18 protein-coding genes and 1 riboswitch are annotated in these 20700 nt (G+C 40.0%); of the genes, 15 read left to right on the plus strand and 3 right to left on the minus strand.

The window, feature by feature from the left end:
* Positions 1-19 precede the first annotated feature (19 nt).
* The 14 genes from ACKTS5_RS05385 to ACKTS5_RS05450 all read left to right on the plus strand — a co-directional run bounded on the left by ACKTS5_RS05385 (position 20) and on the right by ACKTS5_RS05450 (position 15781).
* Positions 20-1270 (plus strand): sulfate adenylyltransferase subunit 1, encoded by a 1251-nt coding sequence (locus ACKTS5_RS05385; protein WP_408042822.1) that lies wholly within the window; start codon positions 20-22, stop codon positions 1268-1270.
* Positions 1271-1290: 20 nt separating this feature from the next.
* Positions 1291-1638, plus strand: a complete 348-nt coding sequence (locus ACKTS5_RS05390; protein ID WP_408042823.1) for a 4Fe-4S dicluster domain-containing protein — start codon at positions 1291-1293, stop codon at positions 1636-1638.
* Between the two features lie 36 nt (positions 1639-1674).
* Positions 1675-3777, plus strand: a complete 2103-nt coding sequence (locus ACKTS5_RS05395) for a HEPN domain-containing protein (protein WP_408042824.1) — start codon at positions 1675-1677, stop codon at positions 3775-3777.
* 14 nt (positions 3778-3791) lie between these two features.
* Entirely contained in the window at positions 3792-4559 is a 768-nt protein-coding gene (cobA, locus tag ACKTS5_RS05400) for a uroporphyrinogen-III C-methyltransferase (RefSeq protein ID WP_408042825.1), read from the plus strand.
* On the plus strand, positions 4559-5140 hold the full coding sequence (locus ACKTS5_RS05405) for a precorrin-2 dehydrogenase/sirohydrochlorin ferrochelatase family protein (protein WP_408042826.1): 582 nt from the start codon (positions 4559-4561) through the stop codon (positions 5138-5140). Before cobA ends, ACKTS5_RS05405 begins: the two co-directional genes overlap by 1 nt.
* A 5-nt stretch (positions 5141-5145) precedes the next feature.
* Positions 5146-6201, plus strand: coding sequence for an NAD(P)/FAD-dependent oxidoreductase (locus tag ACKTS5_RS05410; RefSeq protein ID WP_408042827.1), 1056 nt, complete (start codon positions 5146-5148; stop codon positions 6199-6201).
* Positions 6201-6533, plus strand: a complete 333-nt coding sequence (locus ACKTS5_RS05415) for a 2Fe-2S iron-sulfur cluster-binding family protein (RefSeq protein ID WP_408042828.1) — start codon at positions 6201-6203, stop codon at positions 6531-6533. Before ACKTS5_RS05410 ends, ACKTS5_RS05415 begins: the two co-directional genes overlap by 1 nt.
* A 32-nt stretch (positions 6534-6565) precedes the next feature.
* Positions 6566-7327, plus strand: coding sequence for a serine O-acetyltransferase EpsC (gene epsC / locus ACKTS5_RS05420; protein WP_408042829.1), 762 nt, complete (start codon positions 6566-6568; stop codon positions 7325-7327).
* Positions 7324-8211 carry a cysteine synthase CysM gene (cysM, locus tag ACKTS5_RS05425; RefSeq protein ID WP_408042830.1) on the plus strand — a complete coding sequence of 296 codons (888 nt, stop codon included), beginning with the start codon at positions 7324-7326 and terminating at the stop codon, positions 8209-8211. Before epsC ends, cysM begins: the two co-directional genes overlap by 4 nt.
* A gap of 212 nt (positions 8212-8423) precedes the next feature.
* On the plus strand, positions 8424-10013 hold the full coding sequence (locus ACKTS5_RS05430) for a T9SS type A sorting domain-containing protein (protein ID WP_408042831.1): 1590 nt from the start codon (positions 8424-8426) through the stop codon (positions 10011-10013).
* Between the two features lie 136 nt (positions 10014-10149).
* A riboswitch (SAM riboswitch) is annotated at positions 10150-10254 on the plus strand.
* 49 nt (positions 10255-10303) lie between these two features.
* On the plus strand, positions 10304-11311 hold the full coding sequence (locus tag ACKTS5_RS05435) for a homocysteine S-methyltransferase family protein (protein ID WP_408042832.1): 1008 nt from the start codon (positions 10304-10306) through the stop codon (positions 11309-11311).
* Positions 11301-13991, plus strand: coding sequence for a methionine synthase (gene metH, locus ACKTS5_RS05440; protein ID WP_408042833.1), 2691 nt, complete (start codon positions 11301-11303; stop codon positions 13989-13991). The genes ACKTS5_RS05435 and metH overlap by 11 nt, the downstream gene beginning before the upstream one ends.
* Before the next feature lie 39 nt (positions 13992-14030).
* Positions 14031-14987, plus strand: a complete 957-nt coding sequence (gene metF / locus ACKTS5_RS05445) for a methylenetetrahydrofolate reductase [NAD(P)H] (RefSeq protein WP_408042834.1) — start codon at positions 14031-14033, stop codon at positions 14985-14987.
* Positions 14988-15148: 161 nt separating this feature from the next.
* Positions 15149-15781, plus strand: coding sequence for a Crp/Fnr family transcriptional regulator (locus ACKTS5_RS05450; protein WP_408042835.1), 633 nt, complete (start codon positions 15149-15151; stop codon positions 15779-15781).
* Here ACKTS5_RS05450 and ACKTS5_RS05455 read toward each other — a convergent pair.
* From ACKTS5_RS05455 to ACKTS5_RS05465, 3 genes are all read right to left on the minus strand, one after another.
* Positions 15778-16038, minus strand: a complete 261-nt coding sequence (locus ACKTS5_RS05455; protein ID WP_408042836.1) for a hypothetical protein — start codon at positions 16036-16038, stop codon at positions 15778-15780. The genes ACKTS5_RS05450 and ACKTS5_RS05455 overlap by 4 nt on opposite strands.
* Positions 16039-16170: 132 nt before the next feature.
* On the minus strand, positions 16171-17379 hold the full coding sequence (locus ACKTS5_RS05460; protein WP_408042837.1) for an acyltransferase family protein: 1209 nt from the start codon (positions 17377-17379) through the stop codon (positions 16171-16173).
* A 104-nt stretch (positions 17380-17483) separates the two neighbouring features.
* Positions 17484-18338 (minus strand): LytR/AlgR family response regulator transcription factor, encoded by an 855-nt coding sequence (locus ACKTS5_RS05465; RefSeq protein ID WP_408042838.1) that lies wholly within the window; start codon positions 18336-18338, stop codon positions 17484-17486.
* A gap of 991 nt (positions 18339-19329) precedes the next feature.
* On the opposite strand from ACKTS5_RS05465, the gene ACKTS5_RS05470 reads away from it, so the two are divergent.
* The gene (locus tag ACKTS5_RS05470; protein ID WP_408042839.1) at positions 19330-19875 is read left to right on the plus strand and encodes a VOC family protein; all 546 of its coding nucleotides are present in this window, start codon (positions 19330-19332) and stop codon (positions 19873-19875) included.
* Positions 19876-20700: the final 825 nt, after the last annotated feature.

Below are 20700 nucleotides of genomic sequence, written 5' to 3' on the forward strand. Positions count from 1 at the left end.
ACGACCTAAAAATAATAAAATGAACGTATTAAAAATAGCAACAGCAGGGAGCGTTGATGATGGGAAAAGTACTTTAATAGGTCGTATTTTATACGATACCCAATCATTAACAGATGATAAATTAGAAGCCATACGAGAGAAAAGTAAACAACGTGGATTTGATTATCTAGATTTTTCTTTGGCGACAGATGGGCTAGTTGCAGAACGCGAGCAGGGAATCACTATTGATGTGGCCCATATCTATTTTTCAACACCGAAGACCAGTTTTATCATTGCCGATACTCCAGGTCATATTGAGTATACGAGAAATATGGTAACAGGAGCATCGAATTCCGCCGCATCAATAGTTTTGGTAGATGCGCGAAACGGTGTTGTCGAACAAACCTATAGACATTTCTTTATCAATAATCTCTTACGCGTTCCGAATGTGATTATCGCTATCAATAAAATGGATCTCGTTGATTTTTCAGAGGATAAGTTTGAACAGATAAAAGGAGAAATAAGTTATTTGGCGGCTAAGAGTAATTTTAGTGAGCAACAGTTACACTTCATTCCAATTTCGGCATTGCACGGAGATAATGTGGTCGAGAAATCGGCTCGAATTGATTGGTATCATGGTCCGAGTTTGTTGGAGTACTTAGAAGAGGTAGCCGCTGTGAGTAAGGAGGAAGAAGCTGGAGTAGCGAGGTTTCCTGTACAAACGGTAATCAGACCAAAAACTGAAGAGTATCACGATTTTAGAGCCTATGCAGGAAAGCTATATGGAGGTGATATAGAGGTTGGTGATGAGGTATCTGTTTTACCTTCGGGAACCACCTCTAAAGTAAAGAGCATTCATTTCTTCGATCAGGAATACCAATGGGCACGTAAAGGGAGCTCCATTACGCTCACCTTGGAAGACGATGTCAATATCAGTAGAGGTGATTTGTTGGTGAAAAGCGAAACCCCACCGACCGTGACAAAATCCTTTGAGGCTACAGTATGTTGGATGGATAAAGCGGCCCTCACACCTGGAGCTAAATTTTATATCAAGCACGGGGTGACGGATGCTCAAGCAAAAATAACGAGTTTGGACAGTGTAATTCATACCGATTTTTCAGGAGCGACACCAACACCAACGGCATTGGAGCTAAACCAAATAGGAAAAGTGCAGATAAAGGTGAGTAAACCTCTGGCTGTAGATGCTTATGAACAGCATAAGGCCAATGGTGCTTTTATTTTAATTGATCCTAAAACCAACAATACTTCGGGGGTAGGATTTATTCAATAACCAGTAACACAAAGATAAACATGGCTATTATCATAACCGATGAATGCATCAACTGTGGTGCATGTGAACCAGAATGTCCCAACACGGCCATTTATGAAGGAGCCGTTGATTGGAATTACAGTGAAGGAACGAGTTTGGCAGGAGAAGTTACCTTGACCAGTGGTACTGTGGTAGACGCGAATGCTGAGCAAGCACCGATTTCAGACGAGTACTATTTTATTGTTCCTGATAAATGTACGGAGTGTAAAGGATTTCACGAAGAACCTCAATGTGCAGCCGTTTGCCCTGTTGATTGCTGTGTTCCGGATGAAGAAAATGTGGAAACGGAAGAAGAATTACTGAGCAAACAACAACTATTACATCAATAACAACACACTTGATAAAGTGAACTAAGTAACAAGGACATGCAAAGTTTTAGATCAGAAATAGAAAATCCCATCGTAGAAAAAGATATACTAGAATTAGAACGTAAAATACGTTTGTTTAAAGAAGGGAAAGTAGACGAAGAGCGTTTTCGAAGTCTTCGTTTAGCTCGAGGAGTATATGGACAACGTCAGTTAGGGGTTCAAATGATTAGAATCAAATTGCCCTACGGAAGAGTCAGCAGTGAACAGTTGCACAGAATAGCAAATGTATCTGATGAGTATTCACGAGGAAGACTGCATATAACCACGCGTCAAGATATTCAAATTCACCACGTGAGCTTGGACAGAACTCCTGAGCTATGGGCTGAATTAGAAAAAGACGATATCACCTTGAGAGAAGCCTGTGGAAATGCCGTAAGAAATGTGACCGCCTCGGAAACGGCAGGGATTGACCCAGCAGAAGCATTTGATGTGACACCTTATGCACATGCGACGTTTCAGTTTTTCTTGAGAAATCCAATTTGTCAAGAGATGGGACGAAAGTTTAAAATGTCTTTCTCAGCAACAGAAGGAGATACTGCCTTGAGTTTTATCCACGATCTAGGATTTATTGCAAAAACGAAAGAGGTTAATGGTGAGCAGCTAAAAGGGTTTAAGGTGATGTTAGCCGGTGGGCTTGGGTCACAACCTCGTCAGGCAGATGTCATGTACGATTTTCTAGAAACGGATTTACTCATTCCGACTATTGAGGGAGTCTTACGTGTATTTGACCGTCATGGAGAACGTGCGAAACGAGCCAAAGCGCGATTGAAATTTTTGGTGAAAGGACTCGGATTAGATGCTTTTCTTTCTTTAGTAGAGCAGGAGCGTAAGGCTTTGGCATATCAGTCATACCCGATTGATACAACCGCTTTTGAAGGGGAGCCTCAATTTGAGGAACTTCAAGTGCCTGAAGTTCGAATTACCGATCAAGAACAATTTGAGGCTTGGAAAAATACCAATGTTATTGCGCAAAAGCAAGCCGGACTTTTTGCTGTAGGGATTAAAGTACACCTGGGTGATTTTTATACTGATAAGGCGAGAAAGTTGGCAGACTTGATTAAGAAGTACGCTGCGAATGAGCTGCGTTTTACCCTGCGACAAAACATACTGATTCGTCATGTACGAGAGGCTTTATTGCCATTTTTCTATCAAGAGTTAGCAGCGTTAGGCTTTGCAGATCCTGGGTATAATAGTACAGCTGACATTACAGCTTGTCCGGGAACCGACACCTGTAATTTAGGTATCGCAAGTAGCACGGGTATCGCTGCCGAACTGGAGCGTGTATTGAAATCAGAATACCCAGCGTATGTAGGAAATGAAGACATCACCATTAAGATTAGTGGATGTATGAATGCCTGCGGACAGCACAATATGGCGCATATTGGCTTCCAGGGAATGTCAATTAAGGTAGGAAATTTACTAGCACCTGCTTTACAAGTTCTAGTAGGTGGCGGCGTGTTAGGTAATGGTAACGGGAAATTTGCTGATAAGTTGATTAAAATTCCTAGTAAAAAAGGGCCCGATGCCTTGAGAATTTTACTCGATGATTTTGAAGCACATCGCGACGAACACAACTTTTTGACTTATTACGAATCACGTGGTAAAACCTATTTCTACGAGTTGTTGAAGCATTTGTCTGATACCACAAACTTATCGGAAGACGACTATATTGACTGGGGGCATAACGAAAAGTACGTGAAAGCCATTGGAGTAGGAGAATGTGCGGGAGTGGTTATCGATTTGGTTGCCACCTTGCTCTTTGAAAGTGAAGAAAAGTTAGGAAATGCCAAAGAAGCTTTAGAAGCAGGATTGTGGTCGGATAGTATTTACCACGCTTATGCAGCAATGATTAATACAGCGAAGGCTTTATTGACTGGAGAAAGCGCTAAAACCAATACGCAAGCTAGTATCGTAAAGAGCTTTGATGAGGTATTTGTAGCCACCAAAAAAGTGGTGTTGCCAAATTCGTTCAGCGATTTGGTATTTCAAATTAATAAAAATGAACCAACAGCAGCATTTGCAAAGCAGTATCTATTAGATGCACAGTCGTTTTTTACTACGATTTCTGCTTATAGAAGCTTGGTGTTGGCAGAACAATAAATAAGATAAGGCTCATGAAGATAGATCCGAAATTAACCGTTGTAGGTGCAGGTCCGGGAGATCCGGAGTTGATCACCTTAAAAGCCATTAACGCTTTAAAAAGTGCAGCTGTCGTTTTGTATGATGCACTGGTAAATCCGACGTTGTTAGACTATGTGAACCCCAATGCCGAATTAATTTTCGTGGGGAAGCGCAGAGGCTGTTATCGTTATCAACAAGAACAAATTAACGAGTTGATTGTTGCCAGAGGTCATTCGCATGGACATGTTGTGCGTTTAAAAGGAGGAGACCCTTTCATATTTGGAAGAGGGGCTGAAGAAATGGAATACGCTGCGTCACGTGGTTTAGCTGTTGCAATGGTACCTGGAATATCGTCTTCATTAGCAGTACCGGCAAATCAAAACATTCCATTGACCAAACGAGGTAGTGCGGAGAGCTTTTGGGTGATCACAGGAACGACAAAAAAACACGAATTATCTGCAGATGTTCGATTGGCAGCCAAGTCAAATGCGACTGTAGTAATTTTAATGGGGATGGGAAAACTCAGTGAGATTCTTAGGTTGTTTAAGAAGGAAGGTAAAGGAGATTTACCCGTAGCCATCGTACAAAACGGAACAACGATTCACGAAAAAGTCGGAATTGGCACCGTTGATACCATGGAAGCGATAGTACAACGAGATAAGCTGAGTAATCCCGCCATTATTGTCTTAGGTGAAGTTGTGCGTCACCGTCAAGAGTTGGCATTAATTCAGCGTGAAATAACCTTAAAAGAAGTCGTGTAATGAGAGAAGAAAGAAACAACTTGTATCCCATATTTTTAAAGACAAGCGAACTTCAGGTTTTAATTGTCGGTGGTGGATTTGTGGCCGAAGAAAAGTTACATTTTTTATTAAAATCAAGCCCGGATGCCAAAGTCACGATGGTTGCTCCGATGTATAGAGAAGCAACGGTAGCCTTGGCCAATTCGGCAAATGTAGTTCAGATAGAAGCGGCGTACGATGCGCAGTTTCTAGAAGGTAAACATTTGGTAATCGCTACCACCGACATCCCTGAGGTTAACGAAGAAGTATACTGGGATTGTAAACAGCGAAACCTCTTAGTAAATGTGGCGGATAATCCACCGTATTGCGATTTTTATATGGGAGGAATTGTCACTAAAGGAAACGTAAAAGTAGCGATTTCAACTAATGGGAAATCACCAACAACGGCAAAGCGTTTACGTCAGTTTTTTGAAGCTATTTTGCCAGAAGATATTAACAAACTAGTGCAAAATTTGAATACGTATAGAAATACAATTCAAGGAAATTTTGCAAAAAAAGTACAAACACTAAATAAACTTACAGAGAGTTTAGCTAAAAATTAGAAAGCATGATCAAGACGGATATATTAATTATAGGAGCAGGACCGACAGGGTTGTTTACCGTATTTGAAGCAGGATTGTTAAAGTTGCGCTGTCATCTTATTGACGCCTTGGCACAGCCAGGTGGGCAGTGTTCAGAGATTTACCCGAAGAAGCCAATTTACGATATTCCTGCCTATCCAGAAATATTAGCCGGTGATTTGACCGATAGACTTATGGAGCAAATAAAGCAGTTCGAGCCCGGTTTTACCTTAGGAGAACGCGCAGATACTATCGAAAAGCAAGACGATGGTTCTTTTATTGTCACGACGAATAAGGGAACAAAACACCACGCTCCCGTTGTAGCCATTGCGGGAGGATTAGGAAGTTTTGAACCGAGAAAACCGCAAATTGAAAACTTGGCAAACTTTGAAGATAATGGTGTAGAGTACATCATTAAAGAACCTGAACTTTATCGAGACAAAGACGTTGTGATTGCAGGAGGAGGTGACTCGGCATTGGACTGGTCTATATTTTTGAGTGATGTAGCTAAATCAGTGACGTTAATTCACAGGAGAAACGAGTTTAGAGGAGCATTGGACTCGGTTGAGAAAGTACAGGAGTTAAAAAACTTAGGGAAAATAAATCTAATTACTCCGGCAGAAGTTACAGGGATTTTAGGAAAAGAACAGGTGACCGGCGTGGTAGTGAGTAAAAAAGGAGAAGAACCGTATATCGTAGATACGGATCACTTTATTCCGTTGTTTGGTTTAGCACCGAAACTAGGACCTATTGCAAATTGGGGCTTGGAAATAGAGAAAAATGCGATTAAAGTGAACAACTCCTTAGATTATCAAACCAACATTCCAGGTATTTATGCCATCGGCGATGTGAATACGTATCCAGGGAAATTAAAACTAATCCTTTGTGGGTTCCACGAGGCCACACTCATGTGTCAAAGTGCTTACCAACGCATTCATCCAGATAAAAAGTACGTGATGAAGTACACCACAGTTGGAGGAGTTACTGGATTTGATGGAACTAAAAAAGAAGCACCGAAAGCGGTAGTTAAAGCAATAGAATAATGAGTTTAGACATAACAGTACATATAACAGACAGAGAAGGAGAGGTACACAGTGTCCTCGCTCCGACTGATATGGCCATGAATTTAATGGAGCTGGTTCGTTCGTACGAGTTAGCTCCTGAGGGAACCATAGGAGTATGTGGCGGCATGGCGATGTGCGCTTCTTGTCAATGTTATGTAAATTCGGATCACGAGCTACCAGAGATGACTGATGACGAAGATGCCATGCTTGCAGAGGCATTCGACGTGAAAGCAAATAGTCGTCTCGGTTGTCAAATTCAACTCGCTCCGGAATTGGAAGGATTGAAAATTGTTTTAGCTCCCGAGAGTTAATTGTTTTTTTGTATATTAAGTAAAACTGTTATATGACTTTTACGCACTATGATTTATCGTTGAAAGACGATGTTGAGATTTTTACCAAACAGTTGTTTTACGCACTGTTTAACGATGTTTGTCAAGAGAAAGCAGCGCATCTAGAAAGCTTGTTTTTAAAAATAACTTCGGGATTAGCCATACCCGATGGATTGCAACTGTGGAGTACGTATCAACAACATTTTTGTTCCATTCGTGAGCAATTGGATCTTGATGCACTCGCATTTGAACAAACCGATCCCGCTTGTAAAAGTTTAGGTGAAGTGTACTTGGCCTATCCCGGTTTTCACGCTATTGCTATTTATCGTTTAAGCCATGAATTGTATTTGATGAATATCCCAATTTTACCGAGAATGATGAGCGAATACGCACACGGAATCACGGGTACGGACATTCATCCAGGGGCCGCTATTGGAGCGTCATTTTTTATAGATCATGCAACGGGAATTGTAATAGGAGAAACTACGGTGATCAAAGATCACGTAAAAATTTATCAAGGAGTAACACTGGGAGGAATCCAGGTAAAAAAGGAATTGGCGGAACAAAAAAGACATCCAACCATTGAAAATAATGTAACAATCTATGCCAACGCTACTATTTTAGGAGGAGAGGTTGTCATCGGTGAAAACAGTATCATAGGAGCCAATGTATGCATTACAAATTCTGTAAATCCCGGTTCCATTGTAACTTATGAATCAGAGAATAGAATTACGAAACGCAAATCGTATCTATCACAAAAAACGGATCAAACATGAAAACGAAAACGATAACAGATAGCATTGGGAATACTCCTCTGGTGGAAATTTCTCATTTAATAAATAAAGAAAATGTACGCGTACTACTAAAATTAGAAGGGAATAATCCGGGAGGTAGTGTAAAAGATAGAGCCGCCTATAATATGATTTCGGAAGCCATACGTCGACAAAATATTCGAAAAGGAGATGTTTTAGTAGAGGCGACCAGTGGAAATACAGGAATAGCATTGGCATTAATGGCAAAAGTATTGGGGGTGAAAATGGTACTGGTAATGCCCGAAAATGCTACTGAAGAACGCGTAAAAACCATGAAAGCCTATGGTGCCGAGGTGATGTTAACACCCGCTGATAAAGGAATCGAAGGTTCACGAGATAAAGCACTAGAACTGCGCTATAAAAAGGGGTATTTTATGTTGAACCAGTTTGAGAACAACGATAATTGGAAAGCTCATTACAAAACGACAGGACCTGAAATTTGGCGAGATACTGAAGGTGAGGTCACCCATTTTGTGTCTGCTATGGGAACTACCGGAACCATCATGGGAGTATCGACCTATTTAAAGGAGCAAAACAAAGAGGTACAAATTGTCGGAGCTCAGCCAAAAGAAGGATCGAGAATTCCTGGAATTCGAAGGTGGTCGCCTGAATACCTTCCAAAAATATTTGATCGCAGTAAAGTAGATCAGATTTACGAAGTGAGCCAGGAAGAGGCCACTGCGGCCACACGACAGCTTGCCAATACTGAAGGTATTATGGCAGGAATGAGTAGTGGCGGAGCACTACACATAGCATTGCAGGTGGCGGAACGCATTGATAAAGGAGTGATAGTCGCGATTGTTTGTGATCGCGGAGACCGATATTTGTCTTCTCCTCTGTATTCGTAATACTAGTGGTTTTGGGACCTTTTTTTGCTTGTAGTGAGGTTGAAATCATAGATAACTTTACGAGGAGAGACATTTAAATGATCTATAAAATGGGATACAGCTTTTAGAAGTTGTATCCCATTTTTCAGAAATCGGGCTTAGTGACTTGATGATTAAGGAGGTATTCTTGTGCTCAATTAATAATCAACCCCCCCCGAAAAAAATCATTTAAAATGAAAAAATTAAACTTCGTACAATTAGGTCTCGCACTGACCTTCTTGTTTAGCGCCGTCAGTACGGCAACTGCACAAGCACCCTACCGTATGGTAAATGAGAACTTTGAGAATTTGTATTCTGGAGGTTCTGGTTTTTTTACAGGTCTTCGATTAGGACCGAGTTGGCATGCACATAAAGGAAAACCGAGATTGAGCTCTAATGGAGGTAATAACGGATACACCTGTGGACCCTGTGGTAATGGAAGTCGCTTTTTAACGCTTGAAGCTAGCAATTCATCAGGACAAGCAGCAGGGAGTTCTGTGTTTTTATACTATCCGATGAAAGCGGGAGCTCAGTACTCTTTAGAGTTTGATTATCGCAAACGCAATACGGGAACACTGTATGTAATTGCTACTAACAGTGCCACTACCAATTACAATGATAACAGCCCTATCATGGAATCAATTGGAACCGTGAACGCGGCAGGAGTATACAGCGAATTACCAGCCAACGATCAGCAGTTGGTAAGGAAAATTACGACAGCAACGCAGTCGGTAAATTGGACTGGTCACGGAAATCATGTTCCGAGCCCAAACTTCACATTTACACCGACCAAAGATTACAATCAGCTAGTGTTCCTTTTTGTGAGTTCGAGTTCAGTGTATTCACAAACCGTACACTTAGACGGTTTTGAATTTTCAGGTCCTTTAAATCCAACGCAGGGAAAGGTGTCGATGAAAGTAAATGGGGTGGATGCCGATGCACAAACACCGATTACTATCTGTAGTGGTGAACCTGTACTTTTAGATGGGAAAGGAACTACAGACCCAAGTTTTGATCACAGTGGACGTGTACAGTTTTTTACCGGAGTGTATCGCAAAGATGCCAATGGAAACTTTAGTGCAGGGAAGAATGCCTGGAACAATGGGGTTCCTTATGGAACGATGGATTTACAAAAGCAATTTCCATTGACTTCACCGCAGGGGGTAACTACAGAATATCAAGTAAAGTTGGCAATTTCAGGGAAATCGAATCTTTGGATTGAGAAAACGATGGTAGTCAGAGTTGTTGGGAAACCTGGGTTTTATATTTCTGGGAACTTTATTGCAGGGCCAGGACAAACGTTGCATTTAAAGGTTCAAGGGTTACCTACAGGAGGTAATTTTAGTTACAAATGGTTCAGAGTTGGAACTACCAACGTCTTAAATACCACACGAATCTTACCTGTTACCCACGGAGCCGTAGGAAACTACGAATACAGAGTGGAGGTAACTGATAACACTACAGGGTGTACGACTACCCGTAATATTATGACGCGTTACATGTCGATAATAACGATAGATCCACTGGATATTAAGAAAAAGAAATTTCCTCGTATGGCAGAAACTACAGCACTCACAGTGTATCCGAATCCGGCTCAAAACGAGATTGTAGCGACGGCAAAAGAAGACATTTCATCAGTAGCAGTTTATTCGTTACAAGGAGCAAAGCTCAAAGAGCAGCAAGGAGCCAAAGTGACGATTGCAGCTTTACCAAAAGGGGTGTATATACTCAAGGCGTTTAAGGGGAAAAGATTGCTAAACCAAGCAAAATTTGTCAAAGAGTAATCCCGATGCATACTTTCTAGCATGCGTACCCCACTTGATTGAAAAATTGAGTGGGGTTTTTTGTGAAAACAGAAAAAAACTTTTGTTATTTCAGCGGAATCCAATAGATTTGCACCATAGTTCATTAACTTTAATGGTGTTATCAAGAAAGGTGGAGGGAATAGACCCTTTGAAACCTTAGCAACCCTTTGTGCAAACAAAGAAGGTGCTAAATTCTACTGTAGAAACAGAGAGATAACGAAAAGACTTTACTTCTTCTTTTCCTGATAACCACAAGCATATTATCAGGAATGTCAAAAATTTATCAGGTTATACAACAGAGAATCCTAGTGCTCGATGGAGCCATGGGAACCATGCTACAGGAATATCAATTTTCTGAAGAAGATTTTCGCGGAGAGCGATTTAAAGAGTATCCAATACCTCTTAAAGGGAACAATGATTTATTGTCGATTACGCAACCCGAAGCTGTAAAGGAAGTACATAGGAAGTACTTTAAGGCTGGGGCCGATATCGTCGAAACGAATACTTTTTCAGGAACGACCATCGCCATGGCCGATTACCAAATGGAAGACCTTGTGTACGAGTTAAACTATCAGTCAGCAAAAATTGCTCGTGAAGTAGCCGACGAGTTTGCTGTATCAGAACCCGATAAACCTCGTTTTGTTGCCGGGTCTATAGGTCCTACGAATAGAACCGCAAGCATGTCACCAGATGTAAATGATCCGGGCTACAGAGCCGTAACTTTTGATGAATTGCGCATAGCCTACAAGCAACAAGTAGAGGCACTTTTGGATGGTGGCGCAGACATTTTATTGGTAGAAACGGTATTTGATACCTTGAATGCGAAGGCGGCACTCTTTGCTATTGAAGAGGTCAAAGCGGAACGCAATGAGCAAATTCCAGTGATGGTTTCAGGGACGATAACAGATGCTTCAGGGCGTACCTTATCCGGACAAACGGCAGAAGCATTTTTAATTTCTATTTCGCATATTCCACTGTTATCTGTTGGGTTTAATTGTGCGTTAGGTGCCAATTTACTACAGCCACATTTAGAGGCTATCGCTTCTAAAACACAATTTGCGGTTTCAGCCCACCCCAATGCAGGCTTACCAAATGCGTTTGGGGAATACGATGAAACTCCCGAAGAAACAGCAGCGCAAATAGAAGCTTATTTACAGAAGAATTTAATTAATATCATCGGAGGTTGTTGCGGAACCACCCCTGCACATATCAAAGCAATTGCTGAAGTGGCGGAGAAATACCAACCGAGAAAAATTATAAAAAGTTATGTTGGATAATACGGGAGCTCACGAAAATAGGCGTCCTATGAGATTGTCGGGCTTGGAGCCTTTAATAATTACGGCCGAGAGTAATTTTATTAATGTAGGTGAACGCACCAATGTAGCGGGTTCTCGCAAATTTCTGAGGCTAGTAAAAGAGGAAAAATTTGATGAGGCCTTGGCCATTGCAAGGCATCAGGTAGAAGGAGGAGCACAGATCATCGATATTAATATGGATGATGGACTTATTGATGGAAAGGAGGCGATGATTCGATTTTTGAATTTGATTGCTGCGGAACCTGATATTGCCAGAGTACCGATCATGATTGACAGTTCTAAATGGGAAATCATTGAAGCAGGCTTACAGGTAGTTCAAGGGAAATCAGTAGTCAATTCAATATCCTTAAAAGAAGGTGAAGAAAAGTTCATTTGGGAGGCAACGCAAATTAAGCGTTATGGAGCCGCAGTTATCGTGATGGCTTTTGACGAGGTGGGGCAGGCCGATACCTATGAACGACGTATAGAAATTGCCAAGCGATCTTATGAAGTTTTAGTAGAAAAGGTGCATTTTCCGCCAGAAGACATCATTTTCGATTTGAATATTTTTCCTGTTGCGACCGGAATGGAAGAGCATCGTAAAAATGCCATTGACTTTATTGAAGCTACGCGTTGGGTACGTGAAAACCTACCACATGTCAGTGTGAGTGGAGGAGTGAGCAATGTGTCGTTTTCCTTTCGAGGAAACAATGTAGTTCGCGAGGCAATGCACTCTGTTTTTCTCTACTACGCCATCCAAGCAGGAATGAATATGGGGATCGTAAATCCGGCACTTTTAGAAGTCTACGACGATATCCCGAAGGAATTGTTGGAGCATGTCGAAGACGTAATTCTGGATCGTAGAACCGATGCTACGGAGCGCTTATTAGAATTTGCAGAAACTGTAAAAGGGAAGAAAAAAGAAGACAGTACGCAGGCACTTGCATGGCGTTCTTTGAGCTTACAAGAGCGAATTACCCATTCCTTAGTGAAGGGAATTGATACTTTTATTATAGAAGATGCTGAAGAAGCTCGACAAAGTGTGACCAGACCTCTTGAGGTGATCGAAGGGCACTTGATGTCGGGAATGAACGTTGTTGGGGATCTTTTTGGTGAAGGAAAAATGTTCTTGCCTCAGGTAGTAAAATCGGCAAGGGTAATGAAAAAGGCAGTAGCCTACCTAAATCCATTTATAGAAGCGGAGAAAAGTGAAGAGCAGAAAGCCTTAGGGAAAATTTTGATGGCAACCGTAAAAGGAGATGTGCATGACATCGGTAAAAATATCGTCAGTGTTGTGTTGGGCTGTAACAACTATGAGATTGTAGATTTAGGAGTGATGGTTCCGCCAGAAAAAATTATAGAAACGGCAAAAAAAGAACAGGTAGATGCTATTGGTTTGAGTGGTTTAATCACCCCTTCTTTAGATGAAATGGTGTACTTGGCAAAGGAAATGGAACGACAAAATTTTGAAATTCCATTGCTCATCGGTGGAGCCACGACTTCAAAAGCTCATACAGCAGTGAAAATTGATACGGAATACAAAAATGCCGTAGTCCATGTAAATGATGCTTCGAGGGCTGTAACCGTGGTTGGTGATTTGTTGAATGCCAATACTAAAAATGCCTATGTAGCGAAGCTCAAAAAAGATTACGAATCGTTTCGAGAAAAGTTTTTAAACCGAAGTAAACAGAAACAATACGTAGCCTTAGGTACTGCTCGAAAGCAAAAATTTCAAATCGACTGGCAAAAATCGAATATTGTGAAACCCAGAGAAATGGGAATACAGAAACTAGAGCAACTGAGCTTAAAAGAGCTACTGCCGTTTTTCGATTGGAGTCCTTTTTTTAGGTCTTGGGACTTACACGGGAAGTATCCTGAAATCCTAACAGATCAGGTGGTAGGAGAGCAAGCCACTAGTTTGTTTGAGGATGCGCAGAAAATGCTTCGCACGATAATAGACAAGCAACAATTGAAGGCCAAGGGGATTTTCGGATTGTTTGCGGCCAACACCGTGAATGATGACGATATTTCAGTACGTAAAAAAGGAAAGGAAATTGCCGTTTTGAGAACCCTTAGACAACAACTTAAAAAGTCGCAGGGCAAACCAAATTTGGCCTTAGCTGATTTTATTGCACCGGAAGCTAGTGGACGCGAAGATTATATCGGTGTTTTTTGCACGGCTATTTTCGGTGCTGATGTACTGGCTAATAGCTTCAAGGAAGCACACGATGATTACAATGCTATTATGGTACAGGCGCTAGCAGATAGATTTGCCGAAGCTTTTGCTGAGTATTTACACCTACAAATCAGAAGTAAACACTGGGGGTACGCTGCGGAAGAACAGTTGACTAATGAAGAATTAATTAAAGAAGCGTATAAAGGAATCAGACCCGCTCCTGGGTATCCTGCTTGCCCCGATCATTTGGAAAAGGAAACGATTTGGGAACTCTTACAGGTTGAGGAACAAATAGGAGTCAGCTTGACTGAGAGTTTAGCCATGTGGCCTGCAGCAGCTGTTTCTGGATATTACTTTGCCAATGAAGAAGCCAAGTATTTTGGACTGGGTAAAATCACAGACGACCAGGTACAAGACTTTGCAACTCGTAAAGGGATTTCCTTAGCCAAAGCGCGAAAATGGTTACACCCTAATATTTCGAGTTAAGCCCTATACAACACCTTATTCATGCAGTAGATAAACATTATGAAAGTTACAGAACACATAAAAAAAGCAAAAGGAAAAACGCTTTTTTCTTTTGAAATAGTTCCACCACAGAAAGGACAAAATATTCAAGAATTATACAATAATATCGATCCTTTAATGGAATTTAAACCTCCATTTATCGATGTGACAACCTCTCGTGAAGAATATATTTATATTCCAAAAGAGCAAGGGTTATTGGAGAAAAAAGTAACGCGAATGCGCCCCGGTACGGTGGGTATTTGTGCTTCATTAAAGTACAAATACGATGTAGATGCCATTCCTCATGTATTGTGTGGGGGATTTACCAAAGAAGAAACGGAATACGTATTGGTAGATTGTCATTATTTAGGCTTAGATAATGTCATGGCTTTACGGGGTGATGCCCGAAAAGATGAGCAGTATTTCAAAGCATCTCAAGGAGGTAATCAGTACGCTTCTGATTTGGTAAAACAAATTAAAAACTTAAATGAAGGGAAGTACTTACACGAAATTATTGAAACCCCTCACAAAGCAAACTTTTGTATCGGGGTAGCGGGATACCCAGAAAAGCACCTAGAATCTCCTAGCTTGGCAAGTGATTTAAAACGCTTGAAAGAAAAGGTAGACGCAGGAGCTGATTACGTAGTTACCCAAATGTTTTTTGATAACAAAAAGTATTTTGAATTTGTAAAAGAGGCACGTGCGCTCGGAATTAAAGTGCCTATTATTCCGGGTATTAAACCCTTGGCAGTGAAGAGGCATTTACACATCTTACCGCAAATATTTCGTTTAGACTTACCACAAGAACTAGTAGAGGCTGTCGAGAACTGTAAGGATAATAAAGCAGTTAGAAAAGTAGGAATAGACTGGGCCATTCAGCAAAGTAAAGAATTGATACAAGCGGGGGTTCCCGTAGTGCATTATTACTCGATGGGGAAATCGAGTAATATCAAAGCAATAGCTAAGGAAATTTTCTAAGGTTATTCATTCAAGTAGTATGAACCTTCTATCAACGATAGGAGGTTTTTTTATTAATATAGGTTAAGTAATGCTGAAAAATGTGGAAGTTTGGGGGGATTTGTACGATTTCTACTTGTTTTTAGGATTAATGCAGTAATTTTGCATGAGAAGAATTCACTATGAGCCAAGAAAACCAATTATTTTCTTTATTCCTTTCCCAACGTAAATTTGTGGAACCTGAATTGATTGCCGCTTTAAAACAGCACAGTTGTGTCAAACGTCACGACAAAGATGTATTGTTGTTGGAGTCGGGAGAGTATATCACCGCCTTGACCATCTTGTTGGCAGGGAAAATGCGTGTATATCAGGAAAATAATGAAAAAGAAATTTTACTGTACCACTTACAACCCTTTGAAACCTGCCCACTTTCGTTATCGTCGTGTATTGAACTCTGTCAAAGTGAGGCAAATATCGTTACCAGTGAAGAAAGTATTATCTTGAGCATTCCAGCGCATCTGGCCAAAGAATGGAAGGATAAATATACCTCTTGGAGAGATTATATGTTTGAAGTATATAAGCAACAGTATACTTCATTGTTGGGGAATTATGCAAATTTGGCCTTTTTGACCTTGGAAGAGCGCCTGCTGAACTACTTGAAGCAACAGCAACGTAATCATATTGTCAATGAGTCTCACCAAGAAATTGCGAATCAGTTAGCAGCGTCACGTGTGGCGATTTCTAGATTGTTAAAGCGCTTTCAACACCGCGGAATAATCGAGATGAAATCGAAAGAAATAACGGTGTTGGTTTAAGCTTGCGACAAAGTGAGCATTTCTTCAAACAAGGCCTCTGGCGGCAGCCCTTTTACGAGTTTTTTGAGCTTCGCTTCTTCTTTTTGAAGCTCGCTAAACAAACTGTGTTTGAGTCCCATATCATGAATTCGTTTTATGTGGTATTCAATAGCGCTAATGTTTTGGAATCGCCTCCATTGATCAGCGTTTAATACCGGAACTCCCTTAGTTTTCAATACTGTGGAGAAATAGAGTAAGTATGAACTTGTGTATGCCATGATGTAAGTATTAAAAACAGTCGAACTGCTAGGGTACGACTGTTACGGAATAGTGAATTCTATATTGAATTTATACGGAAGTTACTACCTTGAATGTTAAAAAATGGCAATTTATAGATGACAGAAGGAAAGCTATCGATAAATGGTTTTGCGTTTTTTGGCTCCTGTGAGATTGAACTTACTTGGAGGGGTTTGATTGTTAAAATTAGGCTCGGTAAAATCATCCTTTTGGGGAGTTGGGTAAGCCTTCATACCAAATAAAAATCGAACCAGAGGAAAGGGTTTGATTAGCATGAGGTAGATAAAACTAATAACACTAAAGGAACTGCTCAGCAAGAGTACGATTTTTACGGGGATTCCAGCAGGGATTTTTACGATATAGAAAGCGAATACAACAATGATGGTTTGATGTAACATATAAAAAGGGTAGACTGCTTCATTTAGATGTTTTAGGAACCTATTAGAATGAGAAAACCAAATTTGAGCGTATCCTACAATGGTTATCAACACTGACCATGAGACTAGGGATGATGTAAAGTACCATAGCTGCCAGCGTAGCGTTAAACTCATATAAGGAGCTATCCATTCACCGGGGACAAAGTAATAGGCATAAAACAAAATCGTAGCAATCAGTGCGAAACGCGCATTTTTCTTCCTTTTCGTAGCCGTTATTTTCCACAGTCCTGCGAGGTTTTCAAAAAGTATTCCAGCAATGAAAAAGAACGAGTAGTAAACAGTTGAAGAGAGGTTAAATATACTTTTAGAGGAACTAGGGAAAAAGAATTTACTGATCATCACCAAAATAGCTAAGCTTACACCCCAACTAATCAATCCGACATTGTTGGTAGCCGCTGAAATTCTTTCTTTTAATCTTTTGCTTTTGGGTGATCTTAGAAAAAGTAATATGGGAACACAGCATATAGAGAGGTAAAACAAGTTTTCAATAAACCAAAGGTGGTTTACCTTTAGGGCTGCTACGCATTGAAGGTAGCGTTCCCAAAAAGGTTCGTTAGTGGCGTACTCTTCAAAATAGATCTGTGGAGGAACTAGCAGTATTACACCGACAGTAAGTGGAATGAACAAGCGTAAAAATCGCTTATATACAAATCCTTTCCACGATCTTTTTCTCAAGGTAAAACAGGTGCTTACTCCTGAAATAAAAAACAGCAGGGGCAGTCTAAATTGCTCAAAGTACACCATGAGGTCATCTAAAGTTTTACTGTGCTCAGCATTGGTGATATGAAACTCATCGCCGTTGAAAGGCATAAGAACATGATGAAGGAAAACTGCGAATACAGAGAAAATGCGCAACCAGTCTAAATGATATCTTCGGTGGGTCATAATACTACATTAAGTTGATGGCAAATGTAGGTTAGCGCGGAGTGTTTTATGACTGTAGTCAATGATTTGGGATGAATAGCAACAGATATGTTACCAGTAGCAGGCTAGGTGTTTAGCGCTTGTAGTTTTTTTTCAAAGCTCTCAATTTGATTTCTCGAAACAGGTACGGTTGTAGTGCTGTTTTTTAAGCTGAGTTGATAGCCTTGTGCGTTGCCGGTGATTGAAGAAATTGCTTTTAAGTTAACGAGGTAAGAACGATGTGTTTGCTGTATTTCTGGGAACTGAATGAGCTGCTCTTTAAAGCTTTTTAAACTGATACGCTTCAAGAGTTTTTGCTCAGGCAATTGAATTTCTAAATAATTTTTATCGGCTTTGGCATACAAGAAATCAGCGATCTTCAAGGTGAAATTATCTGATTGGACTTGAGTTTGTATCGTAACTACTTGGTTTGAGATCTCGTGAGTATTGAGTTCAGGGATGTGAATACAGGAACTTTTTACAACATGACTGACTTTGAGTTTTTCGAGGAGGGCAGTGGTTAGGACTAGCGCGAATAAACCTCCAATGAGTACCGTATTCTTAACTTCTGTCAACAAATAGCGCCAGGACCAATTATTGGGGTTGTCGTAGATAAAGTCTCGAATTAAGAATTGACCAATTCCAATGCAGATGAGCACGGTAAAGATAAAAATTAACTCGTGCACTAATGTCCAATGATAAGGGGCAGTTCTTACCAATGGCAATAGCAACGTAAGTCCAAAAAATAAGATAAAAGAAACCAAACTGTGCACTAGAGCCGTTTCAGGGTAATTCAAGATGAGTTCTTTCTCGTTAATTTCAAATGGCCGGAATAAAAACAAAAACAAAAAGGTAATTCCAAATAAAATAATGTTGATTATGAGTGCCGTACGGAAATCGTAAAAAAAAGGATATGGAGTTCGTAAGGAAGAGCGGAACATGTTTTTTTGTGAAAAGTACAGAAAAAAAATGAGTCGAAGTAAAAGAGAATAGGAAGTATTGTTGTTAAGTGTATGTATTTGTGTGTTTTACTTGTTTTTGTCTATTTATTTTTGTATATTTAAGGAGTGGAAATACAGATTTCTCTACATAAATAAGAGTTTCCATTCTGTAAAAAATCATTTTAACACTGGAGAAGACCTAGGAATTGATTTTTTGGAAATTTTGGGCAACTTATGGCTCATACTCCAGTTTGTGGATTACTATTCGCAAACTGGAGTATGAGTTTTTTTGTACCGATTGTATTTGGGGGCAGATACCAATTTTTTATGTAGGCGGAAGTCTAAAAATGGATTTTATAGAATAACTAGAGCAATAGTTATTTAGGTGAAACTAGCTGCGTATTCCTTGAGATATGGGGGGACTTATTAAGAGGTATTGCAGTACGCAGTTAGGCCTTCGCCGACTACTTCAAGAAAACAAAAAATAAGTGAAATTTTGATGGGTACTTAAATAGCATGTAAACTAACGGTGCGCTCTGTTCGTATGAAGAAATTGGGATTAGGGAACACACCGTTAGTATTATTACCCCTGTAATCTATATAATCTATAAGATTGATGTAAAGTAACGCAATTAAACTTAGTGTAAGTGCTAATAAAACGTTAAACACGAGGATGAAAACGTTAATATGAGTATTAAAATTCCTACTGGAGTAGCACAGCCTAAATTAGTATGCAAAGCAAAAAATAGTGCTCCCCCCGGAACACTATTTTTTAAACTAACTAAAAACTACTATAACTAAAACTACAAGACAAAGATAGACGTCATTGTTCGGTAATTACGAGTAAATACGGTGAGTTGCAGCTGGCTGCTGTTGAGTGAACTGATAGGTTCTATGAATTGTTAGTATCTTTATACTGTCCGTGAGGATATGTTTTTTGTTTCCTACTAGTATTGAGTAGGGTTTATAGTTGTATTTAAAGTCTAGTAATATGAAAAAAATAGTGATTGTAATGTTTTGTACCTTATGTATTCTGAGTTGTACAAAGGTGAAAAGTAATGACCAAACTAAGGAGTTAACTCAATTACGAGCTGAGATTGATAGTTTAAAAAAGGCAAGTACATTACAAAAAGCAAAAAAAGAAGGGCAGATTGCCACTTTTTTGACTTTTCAGAAGGAAGATGCTGAACGAGCCATGAATTTTTATGTCAGTTTGTTTGAGGATGCTAAAATTATTGATATTCAACGTTGGGGAAAAGCGAGTTCCAGTAAAGAAGGGACGATCATGTATGCCAGTTTTAAGCTAAAAGATCAGTTGTTTATGTGCAGTGATAGTCCCGCGATTCACAAATGGGGATTTACACCAGCGATTTCAATTTACCTAGAATGCAATGACGAAACTGAACAAAAGCGTCTCTTTACAAGTTTGTCAGAAAAAGGAACTGTTTTGATGCCATTGAATAATTATGGTTTTAGTAAACAATTCGGGTTTGTCCAAGATCAATTTGGAGTGTCATGGCAACTTAATCTTCAGTAAGTATTATTAAATAGAGATAAAAAAGAAGCGCTCCCCCCGGAACGCTTCTTTTGTATTAACTAATAACTACTATAACTAAAACTACAAGTCAAAGATAGTAGGGAACTGAGGTGTATGGGGTTGAAATACGATGATGGGCAGTGAACTGTAGCTGGATGGTTGGAATCGCAAAACGATAGGTATTTTAAGTACGATAGGAATGCGGGCTTGCTAATGAGATAAAAAAAAGAAGCGATCCCCCCGGAACACTTCTTTTAAACTAACTAATAACTACTATAACTAAAACTACAATTCAAAGATAGTAGAGAACTGAGGTGTATTGGGTTTAAATCCGATGATGGGCAATGAATTGTAGATGGATGGTAGGAATGGCAAAACGATAGGTATTTTAAGTACGATAGGAATGCGGGCTTGCTAATGAGATAAAAAAAGAAGCGCTCCCCCCGGAACACTTCTTTTAAACTAACTAATAACTACTATAACTAAAACTACAATTCAAAGATAGCCGTGAACTGAGGTGTATGGGGTTGAAATCCGATGATGAGTAACTAACTGTAGCTGGATGGTTGGAATCGCAAAACGACAGGCATTTTAAGTACGAAGTGACTTCCGGTCTTGGTGACGAGATAAAAGAAAAGAAGCGCTCCCCCCGGAACACTTCTTTTATACTAACTAATAACTACTATAACTAAAACTACAAGTCAAAGATAGTAGGGAACTGAGGTGTATGGGGTTGAAATACGATGATGGGCAATGAATTGTAGATGGATGGTTGGAATTGCAAAACGATAGGTGTTTTAAATGCGATAGGAATGCTGGCTTGCT

The organism is Tenacibaculum litopenaei (assembly GCF_964514025.1).
Lineage (GTDB): Bacteria > Bacteroidota > Bacteroidia > Flavobacteriales > Flavobacteriaceae > Polaribacter > Polaribacter litopenaei.